General features: G+C 68.4%; 22 protein-coding genes and 3 pseudogenes. 15 read left to right on the top strand and 10 right to left on the bottom strand.

Going from position 1 to position 20168, the window contains the following annotated elements; translation table 11 throughout:
• From ACFWWR_RS45260 to ACFWWR_RS45250, 3 genes are all read left to right on the top strand, one after another.
• Nucleotides 1–1587 (top strand): thiamine pyrophosphate-dependent enzyme (locus tag ACFWWR_RS45260; protein WP_384310132.1); only part of this gene is annotated, 1587 nt, incomplete at its 5' end.
• A 27-nt stretch (nt 1588–1614) separates the two neighbouring features.
• A complete protein-coding gene (locus ACFWWR_RS45255) occupies nt 1615–2832 on the top strand; it encodes an aldehyde dehydrogenase family protein (protein ID WP_384310130.1) in 1218 nt (405 codons plus the stop codon).
• Entirely contained in the window at nt 2801–3271 is a 471-nt protein-coding gene (locus ACFWWR_RS45250; protein ID WP_383868413.1) for a hypothetical protein, read from the top strand. Before ACFWWR_RS45255 ends, ACFWWR_RS45250 begins: the two co-directional genes overlap by 32 nt.
• Nucleotides 3272–3701: 430 nt before the next feature.
• Here the strand turns inward: ACFWWR_RS45250 and ACFWWR_RS45245 are convergent, their stop codons facing one another.
• Complete coding sequence (locus ACFWWR_RS45245) at nt 3702–4202, bottom strand: hypothetical protein (RefSeq protein WP_383868415.1); 501 nt, start codon at nt 4200–4202, stop codon at nt 3702–3704.
• 175 nt (nt 4203–4377) lie between these two features.
• On the opposite strand from ACFWWR_RS45245, the gene ACFWWR_RS45240 reads away from it, so the two are divergent.
• Complete coding sequence (locus ACFWWR_RS45240) at nt 4378–4773, top strand: hypothetical protein (protein ID WP_383868417.1); 396 nt, start codon at nt 4378–4380, stop codon at nt 4771–4773.
• Nucleotides 4774–5013: 240 nt separating this feature from the next.
• Here ACFWWR_RS45240 and ACFWWR_RS45235 read toward each other — a convergent pair whose 3' ends face one another.
• Nucleotides 5014–5508, bottom strand: a complete 495-nt coding sequence (locus ACFWWR_RS45235; RefSeq protein WP_383868419.1) for a carboxymuconolactone decarboxylase family protein — start codon at nt 5506–5508, stop codon at nt 5014–5016.
• Between the two features lie 95 nt (nt 5509–5603).
• Here ACFWWR_RS45235 and ACFWWR_RS45230 point away from each other — a divergent pair, with 95 nt between their 5' ends.
• From ACFWWR_RS45230 to ACFWWR_RS45210, 5 genes and pseudogenes are all read left to right on the top strand, one after another.
• Nucleotides 5604–6593, top strand: coding sequence for a pirin family protein (locus tag ACFWWR_RS45230; protein WP_384310125.1), 990 nt, complete (start codon nt 5604–5606; stop codon nt 6591–6593).
• A 22-nt stretch (nt 6594–6615) separates the two neighbouring features.
• A complete protein-coding gene (locus tag ACFWWR_RS45225) occupies nt 6616–6954 on the top strand; it encodes a GNAT family N-acetyltransferase (protein WP_383868423.1) in 339 nt (112 codons plus the stop codon).
• A 540-nt stretch (nt 6955–7494) separates the two neighbouring features.
• Nucleotides 7495–7878: pseudogene (locus ACFWWR_RS45220) on the top strand (DJ-1/PfpI family protein); the annotation flags it as partial.
• A gap of 243 nt (nt 7879–8121) precedes the next feature.
• The gene (locus ACFWWR_RS45215) at nt 8122–8781 is read left to right on the top strand and encodes a class I SAM-dependent methyltransferase (protein ID WP_384310135.1); all 660 of its coding nucleotides are present in this window, start codon (nt 8122–8124) and stop codon (nt 8779–8781) included.
• 68 nt (nt 8782–8849) lie between these two features.
• Nucleotides 8850–9110, top strand: a complete 261-nt coding sequence (locus ACFWWR_RS45210) for a hypothetical protein (RefSeq protein WP_383868425.1) — start codon at nt 8850–8852, stop codon at nt 9108–9110.
• Nucleotides 9111–9244: 134 nt separating this feature from the next.
• On the opposite strand, the gene ACFWWR_RS45205 is transcribed toward ACFWWR_RS45210, so the two are convergent.
• Nucleotides 9245–10174: a LysR substrate-binding domain-containing protein gene (locus tag ACFWWR_RS45205; RefSeq protein WP_383868427.1), complete on the bottom strand. Its 930-nt coding sequence runs from the start codon at nt 10172–10174 to the stop codon at nt 9245–9247.
• A 99-nt stretch (nt 10175–10273) separates the two neighbouring features.
• Here ACFWWR_RS45205 and ACFWWR_RS45200 point away from each other — a divergent pair, with 99 nt between their 5' ends.
• The 3 genes from ACFWWR_RS45200 to ACFWWR_RS45190 all read left to right on the top strand — a co-directional run bounded on the left by ACFWWR_RS45200 (nt 10274) and on the right by ACFWWR_RS45190 (nt 12453).
• On the top strand, nt 10274–11170 hold the full coding sequence (locus tag ACFWWR_RS45200; RefSeq protein ID WP_383868429.1) for a serine/threonine dehydratase: 897 nt from the start codon (nt 10274–10276) through the stop codon (nt 11168–11170).
• A gap of 327 nt (nt 11171–11497) precedes the next feature.
• On the top strand, nt 11498–12082 hold the full coding sequence (locus ACFWWR_RS45195; protein WP_383868431.1) for a YrhB domain-containing protein: 585 nt from the start codon (nt 11498–11500) through the stop codon (nt 12080–12082).
• Nucleotides 12083–12099: 17 nt separating this feature from the next.
• Nucleotides 12100–12453, top strand: coding sequence for a hypothetical protein (locus ACFWWR_RS45190; RefSeq protein ID WP_383868433.1), 354 nt, complete (start codon nt 12100–12102; stop codon nt 12451–12453).
• A 257-nt stretch (nt 12454–12710) separates the two neighbouring features.
• Here ACFWWR_RS45190 and ACFWWR_RS45185 read toward each other — a convergent pair whose 3' ends face one another.
• Nucleotides 12711–13109, bottom strand: coding sequence for a hypothetical protein (locus tag ACFWWR_RS45185; RefSeq protein ID WP_383868435.1), 399 nt, complete (start codon nt 13107–13109; stop codon nt 12711–12713).
• 1 nt (nt 13110) lies between these two features.
• Between ACFWWR_RS45185 and ACFWWR_RS45180 the strand changes: the two genes are divergently transcribed.
• Nucleotides 13111–13482, top strand: coding sequence for a hypothetical protein (locus tag ACFWWR_RS45180; RefSeq protein ID WP_384310123.1), 372 nt, complete (start codon nt 13111–13113; stop codon nt 13480–13482).
• 1482 nt (nt 13483–14964) lie between these two features.
• Here ACFWWR_RS45180 and ACFWWR_RS45175 read toward each other — a convergent pair.
• The 3 genes and pseudogenes from ACFWWR_RS45175 to ACFWWR_RS45165 all read right to left on the bottom strand — a co-directional run bounded on the left by ACFWWR_RS45175 (nt 14965) and on the right by ACFWWR_RS45165 (nt 16862).
• Entirely contained in the window at nt 14965–15288 is a 324-nt protein-coding gene (locus tag ACFWWR_RS45175) for a helix-turn-helix domain-containing protein (protein WP_383868439.1), read from the bottom strand.
• A pseudogene (locus ACFWWR_RS45170) lies at nt 15285–16414 on the bottom strand (tyrosine-type recombinase/integrase). Before ACFWWR_RS45170 ends, ACFWWR_RS45175 begins: the two are co-directional and overlap by 4 nt.
• Before the next feature lie 76 nt (nt 16415–16490).
• Complete coding sequence (locus ACFWWR_RS45165; RefSeq protein ID WP_384310134.1) at nt 16491–16862, bottom strand: RRQRL motif-containing zinc-binding protein; 372 nt, start codon at nt 16860–16862, stop codon at nt 16491–16493.
• A 139-nt stretch (nt 16863–17001) separates the two neighbouring features.
• On the opposite strand from ACFWWR_RS45165, the gene ACFWWR_RS45160 reads away from it, so the two are divergent.
• Nucleotides 17002–17472, top strand: coding sequence for a hypothetical protein (locus ACFWWR_RS45160; protein WP_384310121.1), 471 nt, complete (start codon nt 17002–17004; stop codon nt 17470–17472).
• 207 nt (nt 17473–17679) lie between these two features.
• Here the strand turns inward: ACFWWR_RS45160 and ACFWWR_RS45155 are convergent, their stop codons facing one another.
• A complete protein-coding gene (locus tag ACFWWR_RS45155) occupies nt 17680–18396 on the bottom strand; it encodes a hypothetical protein (RefSeq protein ID WP_383868442.1) in 717 nt (238 codons plus the stop codon).
• 212 nt (nt 18397–18608) lie between these two features.
• Between ACFWWR_RS45155 and ACFWWR_RS45150 the strand changes: the two genes are divergently transcribed.
• Nucleotides 18609–19076, top strand: a complete 468-nt coding sequence (locus tag ACFWWR_RS45150; protein ID WP_383868444.1) for a MarR family winged helix-turn-helix transcriptional regulator — start codon at nt 18609–18611, stop codon at nt 19074–19076.
• Between the two features lie 402 nt (nt 19077–19478).
• On the opposite strand, the gene ACFWWR_RS45145 is transcribed toward ACFWWR_RS45150, so the two are convergent.
• Entirely contained in the window at nt 19479–19751 is a 273-nt protein-coding gene (locus tag ACFWWR_RS45145; protein WP_383868446.1) for a hypothetical protein, read from the bottom strand.
• A 182-nt stretch (nt 19752–19933) separates the two neighbouring features.
• Nucleotides 19934–20168 (bottom strand): annotated as a pseudogene (locus ACFWWR_RS45140) (SDR family NAD(P)-dependent oxidoreductase); the annotation flags it as partial.

Below are 20168 nucleotides of genomic sequence, written 5' to 3'. Positions count from 1 at the left end.
GAAGCTGGTCACGCAGCTTCCACCCCGCACCTGCCGCTTGGAGGTCGGCGCGGGGAGCTGCGGCTGTCAGCAGCCGCAGCCCGCCGTATGGGCTGCGGTCGTCGCGGCCGGCGCCACCGACGTGCCGGAGGCCGCCTCCTGGTCCTGGGCGATGCGGCCGCGCAGCATGTTCTCCATGACCCTCGTGAAGAGCTGCAGCTCGTCCCGGCCGCGCTGGCCGCGATGCGGGTGCTCACCGATCCGGTGGAGACCGGTGCCGTCACCCTCGCCCTTCCGCAGGATGTGCAGGCCGAGGCGTACGACTGGCCGGTCTCCTTCTTTCGGCGCCGGGTGTGGCACGTAGGCCGTCCCGTGCCCGAACCGGCCGCCGTGGAGCGGGCCGTGCGTCAGCTGCGCGGGGCGAAGAAGCCGCTCATCGTCGCGGGCGGCGGTGCCGTGTACTCGGGTGCCGAGTCCGCGCTGCGGGCCTTCGCCGAGGCCACCGGCATCCCTGTCGCCGACACCCACGCCGGCAAGGGCGCCGTGCCCTGGGACCACCCCTACGCGGTCGGCGGCATCGGCTCCACTGGCTCGTATGCCGCCAACGAACTGGCGCAGGACGCCGACGTCGTGCTCGGCATCGGCACCCGCTACTCCGATTTCACCACCGCCAGCCACACCGTGTTCGGCCGGCCCGACGTCACCTTCGTCAACCTCAACGTCGCCCGCCTGGATGCCGTCAAGCACTCCGCTGAACCCCTGGTCGCCGACGCCCGGCTCGGCCTCCAGGCCCTCGCCGGAGCGCTCACGGACTGGGAGGTCCCAGCGGAGTACCGCGAGCGCACCCGCCAACTGATCCTCCGGACCAGGGAGATCGAGGAGGAGTGCTTCGCCTCCGACCGCAACACCGGTGACCTGCCCGCCCAGACGCAGATCCTGGGCACTCTCAACGCTGTCCTCGACGACCGGGCCGTCGTGATCAACGCGGCGGGGTCGATGCCCGGTGACTTGCAACAGCTGTGGCGGGCCCGCGATCCGAAGGCCTACCACGTGGAGTACGCCTACTCCTGCATGGGCTACGAGATCGCCGCAGGCGTCGGCGCGAAGATGGCCGACCCTTCGCGCGAGGTCGTCGTCCTGGTCGGTGACGGCTCGTATCTGATGATGGCTCAGGAGATCGTGACCATGGTCTCGGAGGGCCTGAAGGTCATCATCGTCCTCGTCCAGAACCACGGCTTCGCCTCCATCGGCGCCCTGTCGGAGTCGCTCGGGTCACAGCGGTTCGGCACCAAATACCGGTACCGCAACGGCGATTCGGGTCGGCTGGATGGCGATGTCCTCCCTGTCGACCTGGCAGCGAATGCCTCCTCGCTCGGCGCGGACGTGCTGCACGCCTCCAGCGTCGAGGAGTTCCGCTCGGCGATGGAGAGGGCCAAGGCCGCGACCCGCACCACGGTCGTGCACGTGGAAACCGACCTCTACGGACCCAACCCGCCCGGCCACGGCTGGTGGGACGTTCCGGTCAGCCAGACCGCCGCGCTCGACACCACCCGCGCCGCATACGACACGTACGCCGCCCACAAGCAGGCCCAGCGCCACTACCTGTAGCACCTCGTCCCCAAGGAATCCCGCACCGTGACCACCATCCAGCACTGGATCAACGGCTCACCCACCCAGGGCGCCGCCACCGCCACCCAGCCGGTCTTCAACCCGGCCACCGGCGCCGAGCAGGCCCAGGTCGTCCTCGGCGCGGCCGCCGACGTGGACGCCGCCGTGCAGGCCGCCTCCGCCGCGTTCGAGACCTGGTCGGAGTCCTCCCTCACCCAGCGCACCCAGGTGATGTTCGCCTTCCGCCAGCTCCTCGTCGAGCATGAGGAGGAGCTGGGCCGCGTCATCTCCGCCGAGCACGGCAAGACCGTCGACGACGCACGCGGCGAGATCACCCGCGGCCGGGAGGTCGTCGAGTTCGCCTGCGGCCTCGGCGACGTACTCAAGGGGTCCTTCTCCGACCAGGTCTCCCGCGGCGTGGACGTGCACGACTTCCGCCAGCCGCTGGGCGTCGTCGCGGGCATCACTCCGTTCAACTTCCCCGCCATGGTGCCGCTTTGGATGCACCCCATCGCCATCGCGACTGGCAACACGTTCATCCTCAAGCCCAGTGAACGCGACCCCTCCGCCGCCAACTTCGTCGCCGGCCTGTACCAGAAGGCCGGTCTCCCGGAGGGCGTCTTCAACGTCGTGCACGGCGGCAAGGACGCGGTCGACGCGATCCTGGCCCACCCCGGCATCGAGGCGGTGTCCTTCGTCGGATCGACGCCGATCGCCAGGTACGTCCACCAACAGGCCACTGCACACGGCAAACGCGTCCAGGCCCTCGGCGGAGCCAAGAACCACGCCGTCGTCCTGCCCGACGCCGACCTCGAGTTCGCAGCCAACCACATCACCGCCGGCGCCTACGGCTCCGCAGGCGAGCGCTGCATGGCCGTCTCCGTCGCCGTGGCCGTGGGTGACGCGGCCGACGCCCTCGTCGCGGTGCTGGAGCGCAAGGCCCGCGAGGTGAAGGTCGGCCCCGGAGATCCCTCCGATCGGGGTGACGGGAACGTACGCGGAGTACGTCGCCGTAGACGAGGACGCGCCGCTCGCGCGGGTCCCGGACGCCATGGATCTCGATGTGGCGGCGGCGCTGCCGACCATCGGCATGACCGGTCTCGATCTGACGCTGATGCTCGCACCGCTGGAGGGCAGGACGCTGCTGATCGTGGGCGCCCGGGGCGGAGTGGGCTCGATGGCGATTCAGTTCGCGGTCAGGGCGGGCGCGTATGTGATCGCCGTCGCGCCCGACATCGCCGCTGAACGGATGCGCCGTTACGGTGCCGCCGAGATCATCGACCCTACAGCGGTGTCCCTGCCGGAGGCGGTGCAGCGGGCGCATCCCGACGGCATCGACGCGCTGATCGACGTCGTGAGCGACGCGGACCGCTTCGCCTCGCTGGCCAAGCTGGTGCGTCCGGGCGGCTCAGCGGTCACGACGAGGTTCGTGGCCGATGTGGGCGCACTCGAGGCCATGGGCGTCACCGAGACCAACTTCGTGCTGTCGGCCTCGGGCCGCCTCCTCGACCGCGTGGCGCAATCCGTCGTCGCCGGATATGTCGCCGCGCCGCCGATCACACGGGTCCCGCTGGATGAGGCACCGGCCGTGGTGAAAGGCACCGTACGGGGGGCGACCGAGGTCAAGACCGTCATCACGGTGCGCACCGGCATCGGCGGAGCCAGAACGCGGCGAGCACGGTGACCGGCCGTAAGACGGTCGTGATCACCGGAATCGGCGGCGGCCTCGGGCGGTAAACCGTGCTGAAGCCGGCCGCCCGGGAGTACCGGATCCACGGCATCACGCTGTCGCAGCGCGCGGCCACTGAACCGAACAGTGCCGGCGGCGGAGAGATCACCGCGACGGTCGGCGACATCACCCACGAGGGTGCTGTCAGGGCTTGGGTGGCGAAGGTGTCGGACGTGCCCAGAGGAGTGCCATGCCCCTTGTGTCGCGCAGAGAGTCCGGCGCCTTGCCCGCCGGGACAGCGGCCGACACCGTGGGGTCCGCCGAGCCCGTCGGCCCGGAACGGCGGCGCACGCTCGTCATGCCGCTGTGGGAGGCGGCCGGAACTCACCGCCTCGAACCCCCGCCACCGCGGACCGGGAGGGTGCGGCGGCGCCGCAGATACTGGTCAGGGGCCCTCGCCGTGACCGTGGCCGTCCATCTCGGCCTGCTGACCTTGACCGTGAGGAACGGCTCCGCCCACGGATTCGAGCGGGTGATATGCGTCGGAAAGCGCGCGGGCTGCTCCTGGGAGACATGGCTGCGCTGCGGGACGTGACTGGACGCCCGGACCGTGACCGAGTTTTGCGACCAGTTGCAGGTGTTCCGGCACCCGACGGCAGACCGCACTGTCGAACGTGTGGGAAGGCAACTGCCTGTGTCGTTCGGGACAGCCGGCCGACGGGTTCAGGTGCGAGGTGGCTTGATGCATCTGCTGCCAGGCTGTTTCCCCGACGGCGGCACGGATGTGCTCGCGCGAGGCTTCGGCGAGTCGTCGCGCGCGTGAGAGGTCGAGCCCGAACACCTCGCCGCGGTGCTTGAGTACCCGGCCGCCCACGATCACGGTGTCGATGTCCCGGCGCCCGGCCTGGAACACCGGGTGCCCGACGGGATGGTTCACCGGCGTCATGGACGGCGTGTCATTTCCAGGGGGAGTTGAGCGGCGTGAACGGGCTTGCTGGTCAACCTGGTGAGCTTGGCGCCGAGGCGTGGCAGATCAATGATGTATCAACTCCCTTCTCCTCTGGGCAGCAGCACGTCTCACGTGCGCCCACGATGTCGAAGATGGAAGGCGTACGCATCTCATGAAGAAGCGTCTCATCAGCATGATCGCCGCAGGCGGCGCGGCAGCCGCGGCACTGGCCGTGACCACCGGCCCGGCCCAGGCGGCGAGTCAGCCGCCGCAGTGCCAGGCCGGCGCAGGTGCCGCCTGCGTGGCCGTCAACGACGGAACCAGAGGCAAGGTCCACAGCATCAGTGTGAACGGCCAGTGCGCGTCATTCACCACGGACAGCACGACTCTCACGAACCGCTACTTCCCCGAAGTGACCGTGGACCCCGCCCAGGCGTCTCCCACCCTGCTGACCTACTCGGGCTACCACTGCGAGAGCGACACTCAGAACTCGCAGCCCGTGGGCTGGTACACGGGCACGGGTACCGGTAATTACCGCTGGGTGAGCATCGGACGTGTCTGGATGTGACACATGCGGTGTGGTGGCCACCCCGGCGGCGGCCACCGCACCGGCTCCTCGGCACATTGCACGCCGCTACCGGTGAGCGGACCTGCGGGCCGGCCGGGGGCGCCTGGACGGCCCCCAGGTGCCCCCGGGCCCGCCTATGACCTGCCGGCTCGCGGGCCGCCTCGGCGTGATGGCGGCCCACCTGCGGTGTATTCGGCGTTCACTGACGAGGGGACGGTCTCACGATGAGCGGGGGTCACATCACCCACCGGACACTGTGACACCGCTCTGCCCGCCCGGAGCACCTCCATTCGCCCGTACCGGGTGCTTGCTCATGATCGAGACCCGGTTGAACGCGTTGATGGTGACCGCCACCCAGATCGCAGCCGAGATCTGGTCGTCGGTGAGCACCTGTCGAGCGGCCGCGTAGGCGGATTCCTGTGCCACGGCATCGGCGGGGTCGCTCGTGGCCTCGGCCAGTGCGAGGGCCGCACGCTCCGTGGGGGAGAACACGTCGGCGTCCCGCCAGGCGGCCAGCACTCCCAGCCGCTGCGCCGACTCACTCCCGCGCAGGGCCGCCTTGGTGTGGATGTCGAGGCAGTAGGCGCAGCCGTTGATCTGCGACACGCGGAGGTTGATCAGCTCCACGACGGTGCGGTCAAGCCCTGCCTCGGCGGCGACCGCGCGCACTGCTTCTGCCGTCTGGACCAAGGCGTGGAAGGCCTTGGGGCTCTGTTTGTCGATGAAGATCCGCATGTCTCCCGCTCGTTGCCCAGTTCGCTGTGGCCTTTATTCTACGATCATGACATAGTAGTTGATGCAACAACTAGATCCCATGGGAGGTGGTCTCGGTGAGCAACGTCGAAGCCGAGCCGGCAGTGATGAGATGCGGGGCACGCGCCGACGACGTGCGGCCGGCCGGGGCGCCCCGGGTCGACGTGCTCCCCGCACGGGACGTGCCCCTGGGTGGACCGCGTTCGATGACGGTGCGGCGGACGCTGCCGCAGCGGGACCGGACGCTGATCGGCGCCTGGTGCTTCGCCGACCACTACGGTCCCGACGAGGTCACCGACCGGGGCGGGATGGCGCTGCCCCCGCATCCGCACACCGGCCTGCAGACGGTGACCTGGCTGTTCAGCGGGGAGGTCGAGCACCGCGACACGCTCGGAACCCACGCCTTGGTGCGCCCCGGGGAGATCAACCTCATGACGGGCGGGTACGGCATCGCCCACTCGGAGGTCTCCACCCCGCGCACGACCGTCGTCCACGGCGTCCAGCTGTGGTTGGCGCTACCGGAGCAGCACCGCAACGCGCAACGGGACTTCCAACACCATGCGCCCGAGCCCGTGCGAACGAAGGGGGCCGAGATCAGGGTCTTTCTCGGCTCTCTCGCCGGTGACGTCTCTCCAGTGCGGACGTTCACACCGCTGCTGGGCGCCGAGATCATCCTCGAACCGGGTACGACAGTCGCCCTCTCCGTGGACACCGACTTCGAGCACGGCGTTCTCGTGGACAGCGGGGACGTCCGCGTGGCCGACACCCTGCTGCACCGGGCGGAGCTGGGCTATGTCCCGCCGGGCGCCGACGCGTTGACGCTGACGAACGAGTCGGACGGCCCGGCGCGGGTGATTCTGCTCGGCGGCACCCCGTTCGACGAGGAGATCGTCATGTGGTGGAACTTCGTCGGCCGCACCCACGAGGACATCGTCAAGGCCCGCGAGGACTGGGAGGCCTCCTCCGACCGCTTCGGCACGATCGAGGGATTCCCCGGGGGCCGACTTCCCGCGCCCACCCTGCCCAACGCCACCATCAGGCCACGCCGCAACCCGCCGCGTCGCTGACCTCTCTCAGAAAGGCACCCCCATGAGCCAGCCTTCTGCCGCCCCGGTCGTCGAGCGGGTGGACGCACACCATCGGTACGAGATCGTGGTCGACGGCAAGCGCGCCGGCGTGACCGAGTACCGCGACCGAGCTGAGCAGCGCGTGTTCTTCCATACGGAGGTCGGCGACGCCTACGCCGGACAGGGCCTGGCCGCAGAGCTCGTACGGCAGGCGCTCACCGATACGCGTGCCTCCGGGAAGCGGATCGTGCCTGCCTGTCCGTACGTGGCCAAGTTCCTCAAGCGGCATGACGAGTTCGCCGACATCACCGACCCCGTGACCCCGGAGGTCCTGCGGTGGCTGGAGGCGCAGCTGGGCTGACCCCGCAGGCACTCAGGGTTGGCCATCCCGGAGACGAGACGACAGAGAGCCTGCAGCGGCTCGTCGTGGGTGCGTCCGGGCCGCGCGGCGGAGAATCGTGGCGAGAGCAGGAACGGCAGGCCGTGGGGCATGCTTGCCTCATCCAGCCACAACACCAGATCGTCGGGCTGTACGGCCAGGAAGGAACGCGTGGTTGTGGGCGCGGGTAAGTCATGGCTCACGAAGTGCATTGTCCACCTTGGTCTGCTCAACACCCGCGGACACTGACCGCTCAGTGGTCGAGCGGCTCCTGGGCGAGCACGGGGCGAGGCAGTGATCTATCCGATGGTGCGGGCTTCGGGCCTGCCAGTCGCCGACCGGCGACCCCAGATCGCCCAAGAGGCTGGCTGCGGGTGGTGCGCGCGTCTATTCCGCAGTCCACAGGCCGGGGGCCGAGGCGGAGATGGACTTCGGTGACCATCCGCGCCATGCTGGCCCGCTCTCAGGAAGCCGCCCACGGTCTTGAACCGTCGCTGCCGCGCTGGCAGACGGCGTTGCGGGATGTGTTGGTATCAGGGCATGGATAACGAGCGGCGCGTGCTGATCGTCGCCTACGACGGTGCGCAGATTCTCGACATCGCCTGTCCCAGTGGCGCGTTGGACATCGCCAACCGGTACGGCGCCGAGCCGCCGTACTCCATCGAGCTGGGGACCCTGGGCCGTCGGGGCGCCCGTAGCTCGGCGGGGATTCTGATGGGAGCGGGGCAGGGGCTGGAGACGGTCGCGGGGCATCTGGACACCCTGTTCGTGGTGGGCGGCATCGGCTGTGAGGACGCGGCGTCGGACGAGCGCCTACTGGGCCAGGTGCGCCGACTGGCCGGACTCAGCCGACGGGTGGCCTCTGTCTGCACCGGCGCCTATGTGCTCGCCGCCGCCGGGCTGCTGGACCACCGGCGCGGGTGCCGCACGCCACCGCGTATGCGGGGCAACGAGGTGTCCCGCCGGCCGGCAGATCAGGAACTGGCGCGCAACATCAAACTGCGCGACCTGTGCGCCGATCTGCTGGCCGGCATCTCCGGGGAGCCGCCCACCGAGAAATGCCGCGGGCGCAGCGCGCCGCTCAATCGCTGCGGCGTCCGCGGCAACCGTGATCACGTGGGCTGCGGGGCCCTCACTAGAGTCGCCCGCATGCCTGATCTCTCCTACCTCGCCGCCGTCCAGGAGTCGTACGACACGGTCGCCTCCGACTACGTCAAGCAGGTCAAGTCTCCGGCGGAGCTGGATCCGCTGTCACGCGGGATGCTGAACGTCTTCGCAGAGATGGTGCGAACGGCCGGCCTCGGGCCCGTCGCCGACCTGGGATGTGGGCCCGGCAAAGTCACGGCCTACCTTGCCGAGCGGCAAGTCCCTGCGTTCGGCATAGACCTATCGCCCGCCATGGTCGAGCTGGCCCGTAGTTCCCACCCAGATCTGCGTTTCAGCGTCGGCTCGATGACCTCGCTCCCGATCGAGGACGACAACCTCGGAGGCATCCTCGCGTACTACTCCACCCACCACACACCACCGGCGTTGCTGCCGGTGGTGTTCGGCGAGTTCCACCGCACTCTCGCGCCGGGCGGCTGTTTGATGCTGGCGGGCCACGTAGGGGCCGACCAGCATCTACGTCCCACACAGGCATACGGCGGTCATCCGGTGTCTTACGAGTCCTACCTGCTGCCGCCTGACCGGATTGCCGAACTTCTGAAGCAGGCCGGGCTCGTCCTGACCGCACGTCTCGTCGAGGAACCCATCGAAGGGGCTGAGAGGACTTTCGCAACCTTTCTTGCCCACAAGCCCGAACGGCCGTGAGGTTCGCATCCGTCTGGAGTGGTGAAGCGGAGCCGGGGAAGAGGCAAACCGAGGTCGACCAGCTGTGATTGGCCATCGGCGGGCGCCCGGTTGAGGCTGTTGAGCTTGGCGGTGGCGGCATCGAGGCTGCCTTGGAGCCCTTCAACTTCGCCGAGTCAGCCATTGCCGCGGGCTTCGCGGACGCGTTCGCGGAGGTTCTGCATGATGTCGACAAGGCGGCCCCGTTGGCGGGGGTCGATCTGGAGGACTGGGCAGCGGATGCAGGCGTGTTCGTGCTTGCAAGGGCTTCCGTAGGGCCGTCCGCGGGTTCCGAGGGAATGCTTGCGTAGCTCGAAGTGCTGCTGGAAGTCGCGCCACTCCTGTTCGGTGGGCTCACCGTACTCCTCGACGGGCCGTTCGGCCCGCCGGCGGCCAGGAACCGGCGATAGGTCCTGATCAGGTCGCCTGGAAGACCGCGAGTTGACTATGGGCCCTTGTGGCTGAGAGTGCCCGCAGCGGTGTGCAGGAAGGCTGTGAGTTCCCGAACGAGTGCGGTCGGCCGCCGCCGGTGCACGATGCTGATCTCGCGGGCCGGAGTGAACCCGCGCAGAGGGTGGACCGAGACTCGGGAGCGGTCGGCACCAGAGAGCATGCTTTCCGGAACGAGCGCGATCCCCAGTCCTGCGCCGGCCAGCGCCAGGATGACGTGGTAGTCGGCGGACGCGTAGGCGACGTGGGGCTCGACACTGGCTTGTCCGGCGAGCGTTTCCAGGCAAGTCCTGTTCGGGATACCCGGTGCGCCGGAGATCCACGTCTCGTTCTCGAGTTGGCCGAGGCTGATTCCGCGACGTGCCCCGCCCTCGGCAAGCCGGTGACCGGCAGGCAGCACCAGCCGAAGCGGATCGTCGAGCAGCAGCTGCCGGTCGAGCCCCGGATGCGGTGTCGGTGCCACGCCGGGGTAGCGATGGGTGATCAACACGTCGAGATCGCCCGAAGTCACCAGTCCGTAGCCGTCGGGCGGTTCGATGTCGACAAGGGACAGCTCGGCCAGGGGATACCGGCGTTGGAGCGCGGCCAGCGCCGTCGGAACCAGCACTTGCGCCGCGGTGGCGAAGGAACCCAGCGCGAGACGCTGCGGCTGAGCTCCCATCGCGGCTTCGACCGCAGCGCGCGCCTGCCGAAGCTCTCCGATCACACGCTCCGCGTGGTCCACCAGGACGGCGCCGACCGGTGTCAGGACGACGCCGGTCGGGCGGCGTTCGAGCAGCCGGGTGCCGAGTTCCGTTTCCAGCTTGGAGATCTGCTGGGAGAGCGCCGAGGGCGTGAAGGAGAGGTTACGCGCGGCTTCCGCGATGGAAGCGGCGTGTGCCACCTCCATCAGGACCCGCAGGCGGTTGACGTCCAGTTCTCCCATCACGCTCCATCGTAAGCACTGCTAACGGCGCCTTATTGATCGTTGCTGGCGCTAATGAGGCTGCCACTGAAGCATGAACACGTGCATATTCCTACCCACATGCTTTCCGCCGCCGATGTCCGCGTGGCCGCCAACAGGATCCGTCCTTACGCCCGGTGTACTCCGCTGCTCGAACTGGAGATCGGTAACCGGCGCGTGCTGCTCAAGCTGGAATACCTTCAGCGCAGCGGCTCGTTCAAAATGCGCGGTGCGCTCAACGCGATACTCTCCGGACCTCTGGACGATCATGTTGTGGCCGCCTCCGGCGGCAACCACGGCCTTGCGGTCGCGACGGCCGCATCGCTGCTCGGCGCCTCCGCGACGGTCTATGTGCCGGAGACGGTTCCGGCGGCGAAGGCCCGCCGCATCGAGGCCGCCGGTGCGCGACTGGTGCGGCACGGCGTCACCTTCGCTGAGGCTGCCTCGGCGGCGTCGGATGCCGCGGCGTGGCCGGGACATCGGTTCCTTCACCCCTTTGACGATCCGGCCGTCGTCGCGGGGCAGGGGACCGTGGCGGCCGAGATTGTGGCCGACGCGCCAGGTGTCGACGCGATCGCAGTGGCTGTCGGCGGCGGTGGGCTGGCGGCCGGTACGGCACTCGCGAGCTCCGGGCGCCGCGTCGTCGCCGTCGAACCGCAGCACTGCCGCTGCCTGCACGACGCGCTGGCCGCAGGAGGGCCGGTGGACTCGCCCGCGTACTCCGTCGCCGCCTCCGCAACCGGCGCGAGCCGGGTCGGCCAGGTCCCTTTCAGCATCCTGGCCGCGCACGACGTGTCATCTGTGCTGGTCGGCGACGATGAGATCATCGAGGCACGGGACCGGCTGTGGGAAGAGTGCCGAATCGCGGTCGAACCGGCTGCGGCCGTCCCGTTTGCCGCATGGCTGGCCGGCCGGGTTCCCGGAGACCTGCCATGCCTGGTCCTCTGCGGCGCGAACGCCGACTGGACCGCCGAGTGACAAGTCGTTCAACTTACGTTTCCCCCTGCGACGTGAACTTGCGCCGGACCCTGCGGCGCACCAGCAGTAGCTGCAGGGAGCGTCAACGGCGCTGCCGGTTGCGTCGGGTCACCGGGGCCGTGGAAGCGAAGTAGGTGTCGGGGCTGGGCTCGTAGTCCTTGTCGCAGGGGTCGCAGCGGCCCTGGGTGCGCAGCGGTACTGGCGCAGAGCACTTGTTCCGCAGGTGTCGTATTCCTGGGCAGGAAGGTCCGTCAGCTCCCTCGGTACGTAGCGCTGGGCCGAGCGAATTCGCTGGTCGGCACGGGGGCGATACGGGATGCTGCACGGGTGATCGAGCGAGAAGCTGCCGTTCGGGCTGTCGAAGAACAGTTAGAGCGCGACTATCAGCAGTGGCGGGCTGTGAGTGTGGACGCGATACGGATGGCTGTGGTCCGTGTCGAGGAGCACGAACTGGTGTGGATCGTATCCTGGCAGTCCGAGGAGTTCGTACGCACTCAGAACTCGAGGTACATGCTGGTCGGTAATGGGCCGTACCTGGTCGACCGCGTCGACGGGGGACTACACCAGATCGGCGTCGTCTCCGCGAACACAGGGGAGTGGGAGACCGACTACCGGGTCCGGATACGTGGGCTGCCGGTGCGCACCGCAGTAGACGACCTGCACCATGCGCTCTACGGAGTCGCCGCCACGCACGGACGCATGAACGCTGTGCGGACACTGCGCCAGAGGTTGCCGATGCTCTCGCCGGCGGAGGCCATCGAGTACGTGAGCGCGTTGCTGGACGGTGATGCGCCCGCGCGCCTCGTGGCCGTCGCCACCAAGAAACTCGTGGAGCCTTTCAACTCGGTACTTGCGGTGGAGACCATCCTGAGCGGGGCTGCGATCCGAGCCGGTCAGAGACCCGAGGGATGACTGGAAAGCCAGTCGCCATGTCGATCGCGCATCCGGTCCCGTTCCTCGGACGTGGCAAGGAAGACGTCGGCGCCACCGTCGTAGGGGTGGTGGACGCGCTGCATCCGGGTGTCGGTGATGAGGACGCCCGCCACCTTGTCATCGGCGATGTCTCGGAGCAGCTCGTCGATGCAGCCACGCCGCCAGGGCTGGAGGGCGGCGAGAGGTGGCAGTACGTGCGGAACTCAGGGTCAGGATCGTCCTCCACCAGCAGGCTCTGCCAATATCCCGTGACGGGTTGCGATGACGGAACCTCGGCTTCGGTCGTCCAGAGCGGAGTGATCACATGCACGTCCGCACCAGCGAACAACTCATCAAGGACGGTGTTGTAACGCTCCAGGACGACGGCGTACTCGCTCTCGTCCTCCGCGTACCGCTTCGACTCCGGCAGGCTGTGAAAACGTACCCAGACATCTCGATACGGGTCACGGAGCTTGTACCCAACCGGTGGGCAATTGGGCCAATGCTGATGCCACAGCTCCGTCAGATCCGCCTGCCCGTCTCCAGACACCCGCCGCACTCGTCCTCTCACATACGTACCCGCCTACGACCATGATGCCGGGGCTCACCTATGAGAGAAACCGACTTCTTAGCTGCCGCTTGTGCGGGACGCGATGTAGTCGAGCCAGTCGCGTCTGGCGTATTCGGTCCAGCGGGTGGCGTTGCTGATGCTGGTGCCGGTGAAGTCGGCGAGGACGGATGCCGGCAGGTCGGTGGCCAGCGCGAGACGAGCGTTGTTGCGGCCGGCGCGGGGCGCGATGCCGTGTCGGCGGAGCTTCAAGTTGAGGTAGGTGGCTCCGAGAGGGCGGGCGGGCTCCTGCCCGGGGAAGAGCCACGGTGTTGTGCTGGCTGTCTGATCGAGCTGCCAGCGTTCCTGGCGCTGGTCGCGTAGCGCGTGGACCAACCGGGCGACTTCGGGCGGCAGCGGAAGACGATGGCCGTCGAGGTTGAGCGCCACCACCTTGTCGTCGGCGATGACGTCGTGCACGGTGAGTTCGAGCAGTTTGGTGCTGCAGCCCGAAGAGGAGCGTCAGGGCGCCAGCCGTACGAACATCGAGAGGCAGAGCGCCCTCGCTGAGACACCGGTGCAGCTGTTCGGCCTGCTCCTCGTCCGTCATGAAGACGCTGGGTGCGGCAATGCGAGCCCGGGGAACTACGAGCTCGCCAACAAGGCCCCGACCTCGCGCCCAGGTGACGAAGGCACGCACCTCACGACGTTCCACAGCCCCTTCCTCCAGCCACATCTCGAGTTCTGGCTGTGCGAGTTCCCCGAGAGCGATGCCGTGCTCGTCAAGCCAGTCGAGCAGTTCCAGAGCCCGGCGCAGTCGCGATCGCATCTGGTGCTGCGTGCCGGCGCGTAGCGGGCGGTGCCGGTGGGCCCGGCGGATGCGGTGGAGCAGATACCAATGAGTGAAGGGGGTGACGAGCTGCCGCTGGGGGAGCGGTGCCTGGGCCAAGAGGGCGTCCGCCCAGCGAGGCAGGGCCTCCAATCGTTCGTCCCGCAGCGGCAGCACCGCGGCGGCGACGAGGACGTCGCGGATGTAGCGAGTGGTCGGCGTGTTGGGCAGATCGTCGAGCTGTTGGTGGGTGATCTCCTCATCGGAAACGGCTAGCTGGGACAGGAGGGCGGGCACTCCGTCGCGGGTCAGCCAATGCGCCACTCTGCGGGGGTGTCCTGCGGCGGCGAGAGCCGAGTGGAAGTTCTGCCGCTGTACGGGAACCGTTGTGCCCTGTCCACCGAGAGCTTCGGCCAGTTGCTTCGTGGCGAAGCAACTGGCGCACAACTGCTCGCGGAAAATCCTGTCGCTCGTGCCGCAGCACTGGCACGCGTAGGTGAGATCGACTCCGGCGCAGGGTCCGCAGATGCCGGCCTCTGCCTCGGTGGAACCGATGAGTGGACGTCGCTCTTCGCACTGAGCGCAGGCGCCGGGACGTGCGCGCACCGCCGCGTAGCAGTGTTTGCAGACCGGGCCCATCGGCCAGTAGGCATGGACAGGACGGTCGTGGAGACAGCGTGCGCATGGGCCCGTAGGACGGGGACAGCAGCTCTGGCAAAACGGCTTGCCCGCCACTCTGTGCGCGCACGTCCGGAGCCGGCCACAGGAGGAGCAGGCGACCGGCGGAGCGTGATAGCAGCGGGCGCACAGATCGGGCCTGCCGTCGCCACCGCGCCGGTCGACCGTGCGCACTTCTCCGCAGCTGCCGCAGCGGCGCTCAGGTTGTCGGTAGCAGCGCCGGCAGACCGGACCGTCCGCCGAGATCGCTTGGACTGGGGCTTGAACTCCGCACCCGACGCAGGTGCGCTCAGGGCGTGGGTGGCACCCCTGACAGCGGACACTGCCGTCGGACATGCGGTAGGTCGCGCGGCGTACGCGCCCGCACTGCCCGCATGTGGTGGCAACGTGCTTGCCGTAGCAGGTGCCGCAGAGCGGCCCGTTGGGGCCCCGGGCGTTGATCTTCATCCGTCCGTCGCAGCCTGAGCAGGTTTTCGGCGGCCCGCACCCGACGAGCACAGGCCGAACAGCAGTGTCCGGCCAGGAGACGATGCGTGAGTTGGCGCGAGGTCTTTCCACAGCCGGCGCAGGTCGGCAGGGTGACCGGGCCGTGCCCGACGGCCGCCACGGCATGCGCGAGCCTCACCAGATTCTGCGGAGGCGTCGGGCCCGGCTTCGTCAAGGCGTCTGGGTGATCCTGGAAATGGCGGGCGAGGGCGACGCAGGAACGTGCTGTGATCTTCCCGCGCTCCAGTACCTCCGCAGCCTGCTCGCCGGTGACCCCCGTGAGCCGGGCGGTCAGGTGGGCGACGACCTGTCGATGTGCCTCGTCGAGGCGGAGAGGAGCGGTCATTCCGGGCCTGGGCGCCGGATCGTCGTGCGACGCGCCCTCGGCCGGGACGCTGTCTGCTCGTCGGCGGTCTTGCGCACCTCAGCGTTGGCGACCTCCACCTGGATCAGGTCGTTGGGCTCACACGCGAGGATGTCGCACAGCGCGGCGAGCGTGTCCATGGACAGCCGTTGCGGTGTCTGGGTCACGAGACGAAACACCTGCTCACGTGACAGATGCACGCCGCGTTCGGCCAGCAGCGGAACGAGTTCCGTGGTCTGGAACATGCCCTTCTCCGCCATCCGGATCCGTAGCTGCCAGTCGATGCCCATCTTCCTGATCATGTTTCCTGCCCCCATAGATCGCCGTGACGGGCTTGCAGTGAGCGTCGCAGCAGCCGGTTTCGGAACTCGTCCGAGACGTGGCTGTAGATGGCCGTGGTGCTGGCGTAGGCGTGGCCGACCTGGTCCTGGACGAACTTCTCTGGATAGCCGAACTCGATCAGATGGGTCACGTAGCTGTGGGGCGCAGCGAGTGCAGGTCCAGCTCCGCGGGCAGGTCGGCGGCCCGGCGTGCCGTCTCGAAGGCGTCGTTCAGCCGTCTCAGGGACATCCGGTCGCGGCGCTCGGTGATCCAGAACGCCGGGTGCTTGCCAGGCACGAAGGCGGGGCGGACCTCGCTGACGTACTGGTCCAGAACGTCCACGATCCAGTCCATCTCCGGGACGGTCAAGACGCTGCGGCGCTTGGGGGGCCCGCCCTTGGAAGCCTTGCCGTGACGGACGAAGATCGCTCCAAAACGGCCGTAGTCGGCGACCTTAGGATTCCGGCGCAGGTCGCACAGGTCCATGCCGCACGCTTCCTGGCGCCGCAGGCCGAAGGCGTAGACCGTCTTCAAGACCATGGCGTCGTGAAGGGCCGCGAGTGAGCCCTTGCGCCGTCGTGCGCGGATCTCCTCGACGCGGCCGTCCGCGGCGTCGAAAAGGGTCTGGACTTCGTCGTAGGTGAGCGGACGGCGTTCGGCGGCTCCTTCGTACTCGCTGGTGTGCGTGATCGTGTTCCACTCGTGCAAAAGCTGGACCGGAGACCGGCCGAATCGTTCGTTGCACGTGGACGGCCAGCCGTAGCGGGCGTCAGTGATGTAGTCGAAGAACAGCCGAAGGTCGTTCTGGTAGTTCCGTGCGGTCGACACCGCCAGCGGCCTGCCAGGCCGCCGGGTACGAAGATCGTCGAAGAATGCCTCCACCTCGGCGGGATCCCATTGCCACGGATACTCATTGGTAAATCGGGCCAGTCGACGGACCAGCGCGATCCGGGGGTTGATCGTCGACTCCCTCAAGAAGCGCGTGCGCTGCTGCAGTGCCCAGCCTTCCAACATCGCTTCCAGGACGGCGGGTTCGGGGTCCAGGTGCACGACTCCGTCGGCGAGGACCAGGCGCGCGGCTCCAGGCATATCAACGACAGCACTCACGATGCATCTAACGCATCATCGTTGAGTCGGTAACGGGTACCAGGTCAGCGCATCCCAACCAGCCACCGACCCGGCGCTAACCTGGGCACCAACTGCAGCTCAGCGAGTTGGCGCAGCGCGAGATGTGTTGCATTCGATGCAATACGGCAGCCTGGAGGCAGAAGCGGTAGCGCCGTCGGCACTTGGGGCACGTGGACCCCGCGGCCATCGCCCGGTCCAGCTCCCATTCCTGCGCGAGCGTCGGTATTCGTTTCGGCCGGGCGAGTTCCACGCTGTAGAGCCAGGCCCGGGTGGGGTGTTTGCACGTCTGTTCGGGTCGGTAGGAGCAGTGCTTGCAGCGCAGGACCCCGACCGGGCCGTGCCCGCCGGGGCTCAGTCCCCACTCGCGCAGCTGCCTTCGGGTGACCAGGCCCTCGGGACACGTGCGCCGGTCGTACTCCGAAGCCAGCGGGTTCGAGGGACCTGGACGGTGTTCTCGTGAGGAACCCCCTGGAGGCGTGGTTGTTTTTTGGCCGGGGGTACCGCGCGTGTTCGGCTTCGGCGCGTGCGCCAGGATGGGACCTCACTTCGGTGGAGGGGGTATTGGGATGGGCTACGACCTGCAAGCAGTGATCGCTGGCAGAGAGATGCTGCGCTCCTTTTCGCGGGATCTGCCTGCTGCTCGGCTGGCATCGCTCGGACAGGGCCTGTCGCTGATGCCGGTGACCGACGCCCTCTTTGATTCCGTCGCGGATGCCGGTGACGCGGGCGCTTTGGGGTTCTGGCGGCTGCCGGGAAGGTTCGAGAAGACCCTCGCTGACTGGTCGGCCGCCGGGCCGGTGGCCTACGTGGAAGCCGAGTACTTCGGCGGTGTGGGCGAGCAGCAGGCTGCCGTGTGGGATGGCGGCACCATCGTGCTGGGACCGGTCCAGGTACAGGAGGGCCGGCCTTTTCCGCTAGCCGGCAGCGCCATCTCGCAGGCACTTCGACGGCTGGGCGTCGTGGCAAGCGCCGGAGAGGACGAGTTCTCAGCTGTGGGATTGGACCGTCACCGACACAGTGAGGGATGGATCGCTTGAGCAGCGGCTTCCGGCTTCCCGCATGAACGGGCAGCTTCCTGGCTCCGCTCGCGGAATCTGCCCGTACGTGCGAGAACCTCATGCCCTCATGGGATCGCCGGCGCAGAATGCGCAACCTGCGCACCTGCGCTGATGCGGCCGCCGCACGCCTTGGGGAACCCGCGTAAACTCCGGTGGGCAGCAGGGCCTTGCTGCGCGGCACCCGCTTCAGCTCGCAGCGGCGGCGCTTCTTCCGCCAGAACTCGCCCGGCTCGGGGTCGGGTACCCAATCGCCCCACAGACCGCGCTTCTCAGCTCGCTGATCTCGTAGTCGGTGAGCCGGTTGACCTCTTCCGGGAACAGGTGGGCGAGGTCGGTGTCGAAGTCCGCGTACGGCGACCGCATGAGCACGGCGCGGCCGTTGTCCGGGACGATGACGGCGAGGCCGCCGGTGCACACGCCGTTCTCCGGGTCGGCGTCCCCCTTGATGGCCCGCTCGATCGCGGAGCCTTCGCTGCGGGAGTAGCGGGCCGGGATGGTGGGCACGGCGTACCGGCGTACGGGTTCTCCATGGTGCCCTACGCGGCTTTTGCGGGTGGCGCCGGGCGAGCCCTTGTTGAAGATGACCGGGCGGCTGTTCTGCCGCAGGTTGTCCTTCATGTCGGTGGAGAACCCGTTGTACGCGAACGAGGACTGTCCGGCGGGCTTGAAGCCGATGCCGTACTTGAGCCCAGTGACGGTGAGGTCGTCGCCGTTGGTCTGGATGTCCTCGCCGAACAGGCCGTCCTGGGCTGTGGTCATGAACTCATCCGCGTACACGTTCAGCTGCCGGTACGGGCAGCGCGGGTCGCCCGGCTTGTAGTCGTGCGGCTTGCCGACGTGCGGCCAGGGCATCTCCACCCTGATCTCACACAGTGCCTTCGCCGCGCGCCACTGCCTTGCCATCTGGTGGGCATGCGGGACTCTGCCCGCGAGATCACGCTGGCCGTGGCAAGGCCGCGGTGGAGGACGGCGTCGCACCGAGGCCACGGAGGCAGAGCTGCGCCGCGGTCTCGGCGACGCGCTGGACGCCGCGGTACGCCTCCGTGGGAGATCATGGCCGATGGCTCGGCCTTCGGAGAACTTGGTGACTCATCAACTCCTTTACACTCGCTTGTATGGATGAAGAGGTGCGGTGGTTGACGGCGGAGGAGCAGCACGCCTGGCGGAGCTTTGTCCGGTTGCATGAGCGGCTGGGGGGCCGCCTGTCGCGCATGCTGCAGAGCGAGTCGAAGCTCTCGGCAGCGGATTTCGGCGTGCTGGTCAGTCTGACGGATGTGCCGGACGGCCGGCAGCGTTACCAGGATCTGGGCCGGGCGCTCGAGTGGGAGAAGAGCCGCATGTCCCACCACATCGCTCGGATGGCCGGACGAGGGCTGGTGATCCGCGAGGAGTGCCCCGATGACGCGCGGGGAGCGTTCGTGGTGATCACGGACGCCGGGCGGGCGGCGATCGAGGCGGCGGCTCCGCTGCATGTGGAGGCCGTACGAGAGCTGTTCCTGGACCATGTCACCCCTGCAGAGCTGCGGACGCTGGCCGACATCTCCGACCGAGTGGTGGCGAAGCTGGACGAGGACCCCGCCTGATCGGCCGATCGCAGTCGTACCTAACAGTAGAGGCGCCCTGAGATTGTCCTGGGCCTCAGGGCCAGGGCCCTTCCAGACAGGCGGGGGACTGGATTGTCGGTGGGGGCGGTTTGTTTCGAGGGGGGAAGACCGTGATCGAGCAGTCGGGCTGTATTCCTGCTGGTCGGGTGCCAGGCGGGGCCGCTAGTGCCCCACGAGTGACGTCGTAGCGTCAGTGGGCGATGCCGAGATCCCGATCACGTACGGCTTCCGCGGCTCCTTCCTGATCGCGGCAGCCGCCATGGTCGTCGGACTGACCCTGGCCCTCGTTCTGCCCCGGTAGCGCCCGACGTCCCGGATTCAGGCGGCGGCGGACGGCTGATCCCCGATCCGCAGGCGGCTCTGGATCCGTCGTGCGGTACCTCAGTCGTGTTGTGCCGCGGCCCGTGTGAGGCTGTCCTCGATCCGGCCCAAGACCTCGAGCGCCTCGGCCTGCTGGGCATAGAAACCGTCGAAAGATCGGCCCATGCCCCCGATCATCGCCGCCGGCGTCACACCGGCGCCCTCCAGAGCCTCGTCCACCACGCCGACACCTTCGATGCCCGGGATGCGCGACAAGGCCACATCCGAGTCGGCGAGCCCGTTGCCTGTCGTCACCTTCGACGCGTTCACCCCGAACGCCTTCACCGGATCCACGCCCAGCCCGGCTTCACCGCGGGCACGGGACGTTCTTGACGATGAGCTTGTCCGCGTCGCCCGGCTCGGACAGCACGATGGCGCGCATCGTCATGGACACCGGAACTGATGAATCCGTCATGGCGAATTCGCCACGCATCGACGGGACCCCCGCCTGGGCAGCGGGACGGGATGCGGGCCTGTCACCGGTTCTGTGCGGTGCGCAGCTCGTCGGTGTACCGGGCGAGGGCGTCTTCGGCCGTGGGGACGGGGCCGAACAGCTGCTCCTGGCGGCGGGGGTCGGCGACGTAGCGGCCGGTGTCGAACCAGCCGAACATCGCGACCATGTCCTTGACCAGGGGCATGAAGCGGCCGAGGACGGCTCCTGCGGCGCGGACGACGGCGGAGGGGACGGCCCACACCTTGATCTTCTTTCCG

Source organism: Streptomyces sp. NPDC058678, assembly GCF_042714835.1.
In the GTDB taxonomy this organism is placed as follows: domain Bacteria; phylum Actinomycetota; class Actinomycetes; order Streptomycetales; family Streptomycetaceae; genus Streptomyces.
This window is presented reverse-complemented; position numbering and strand designations above follow the sequence as displayed.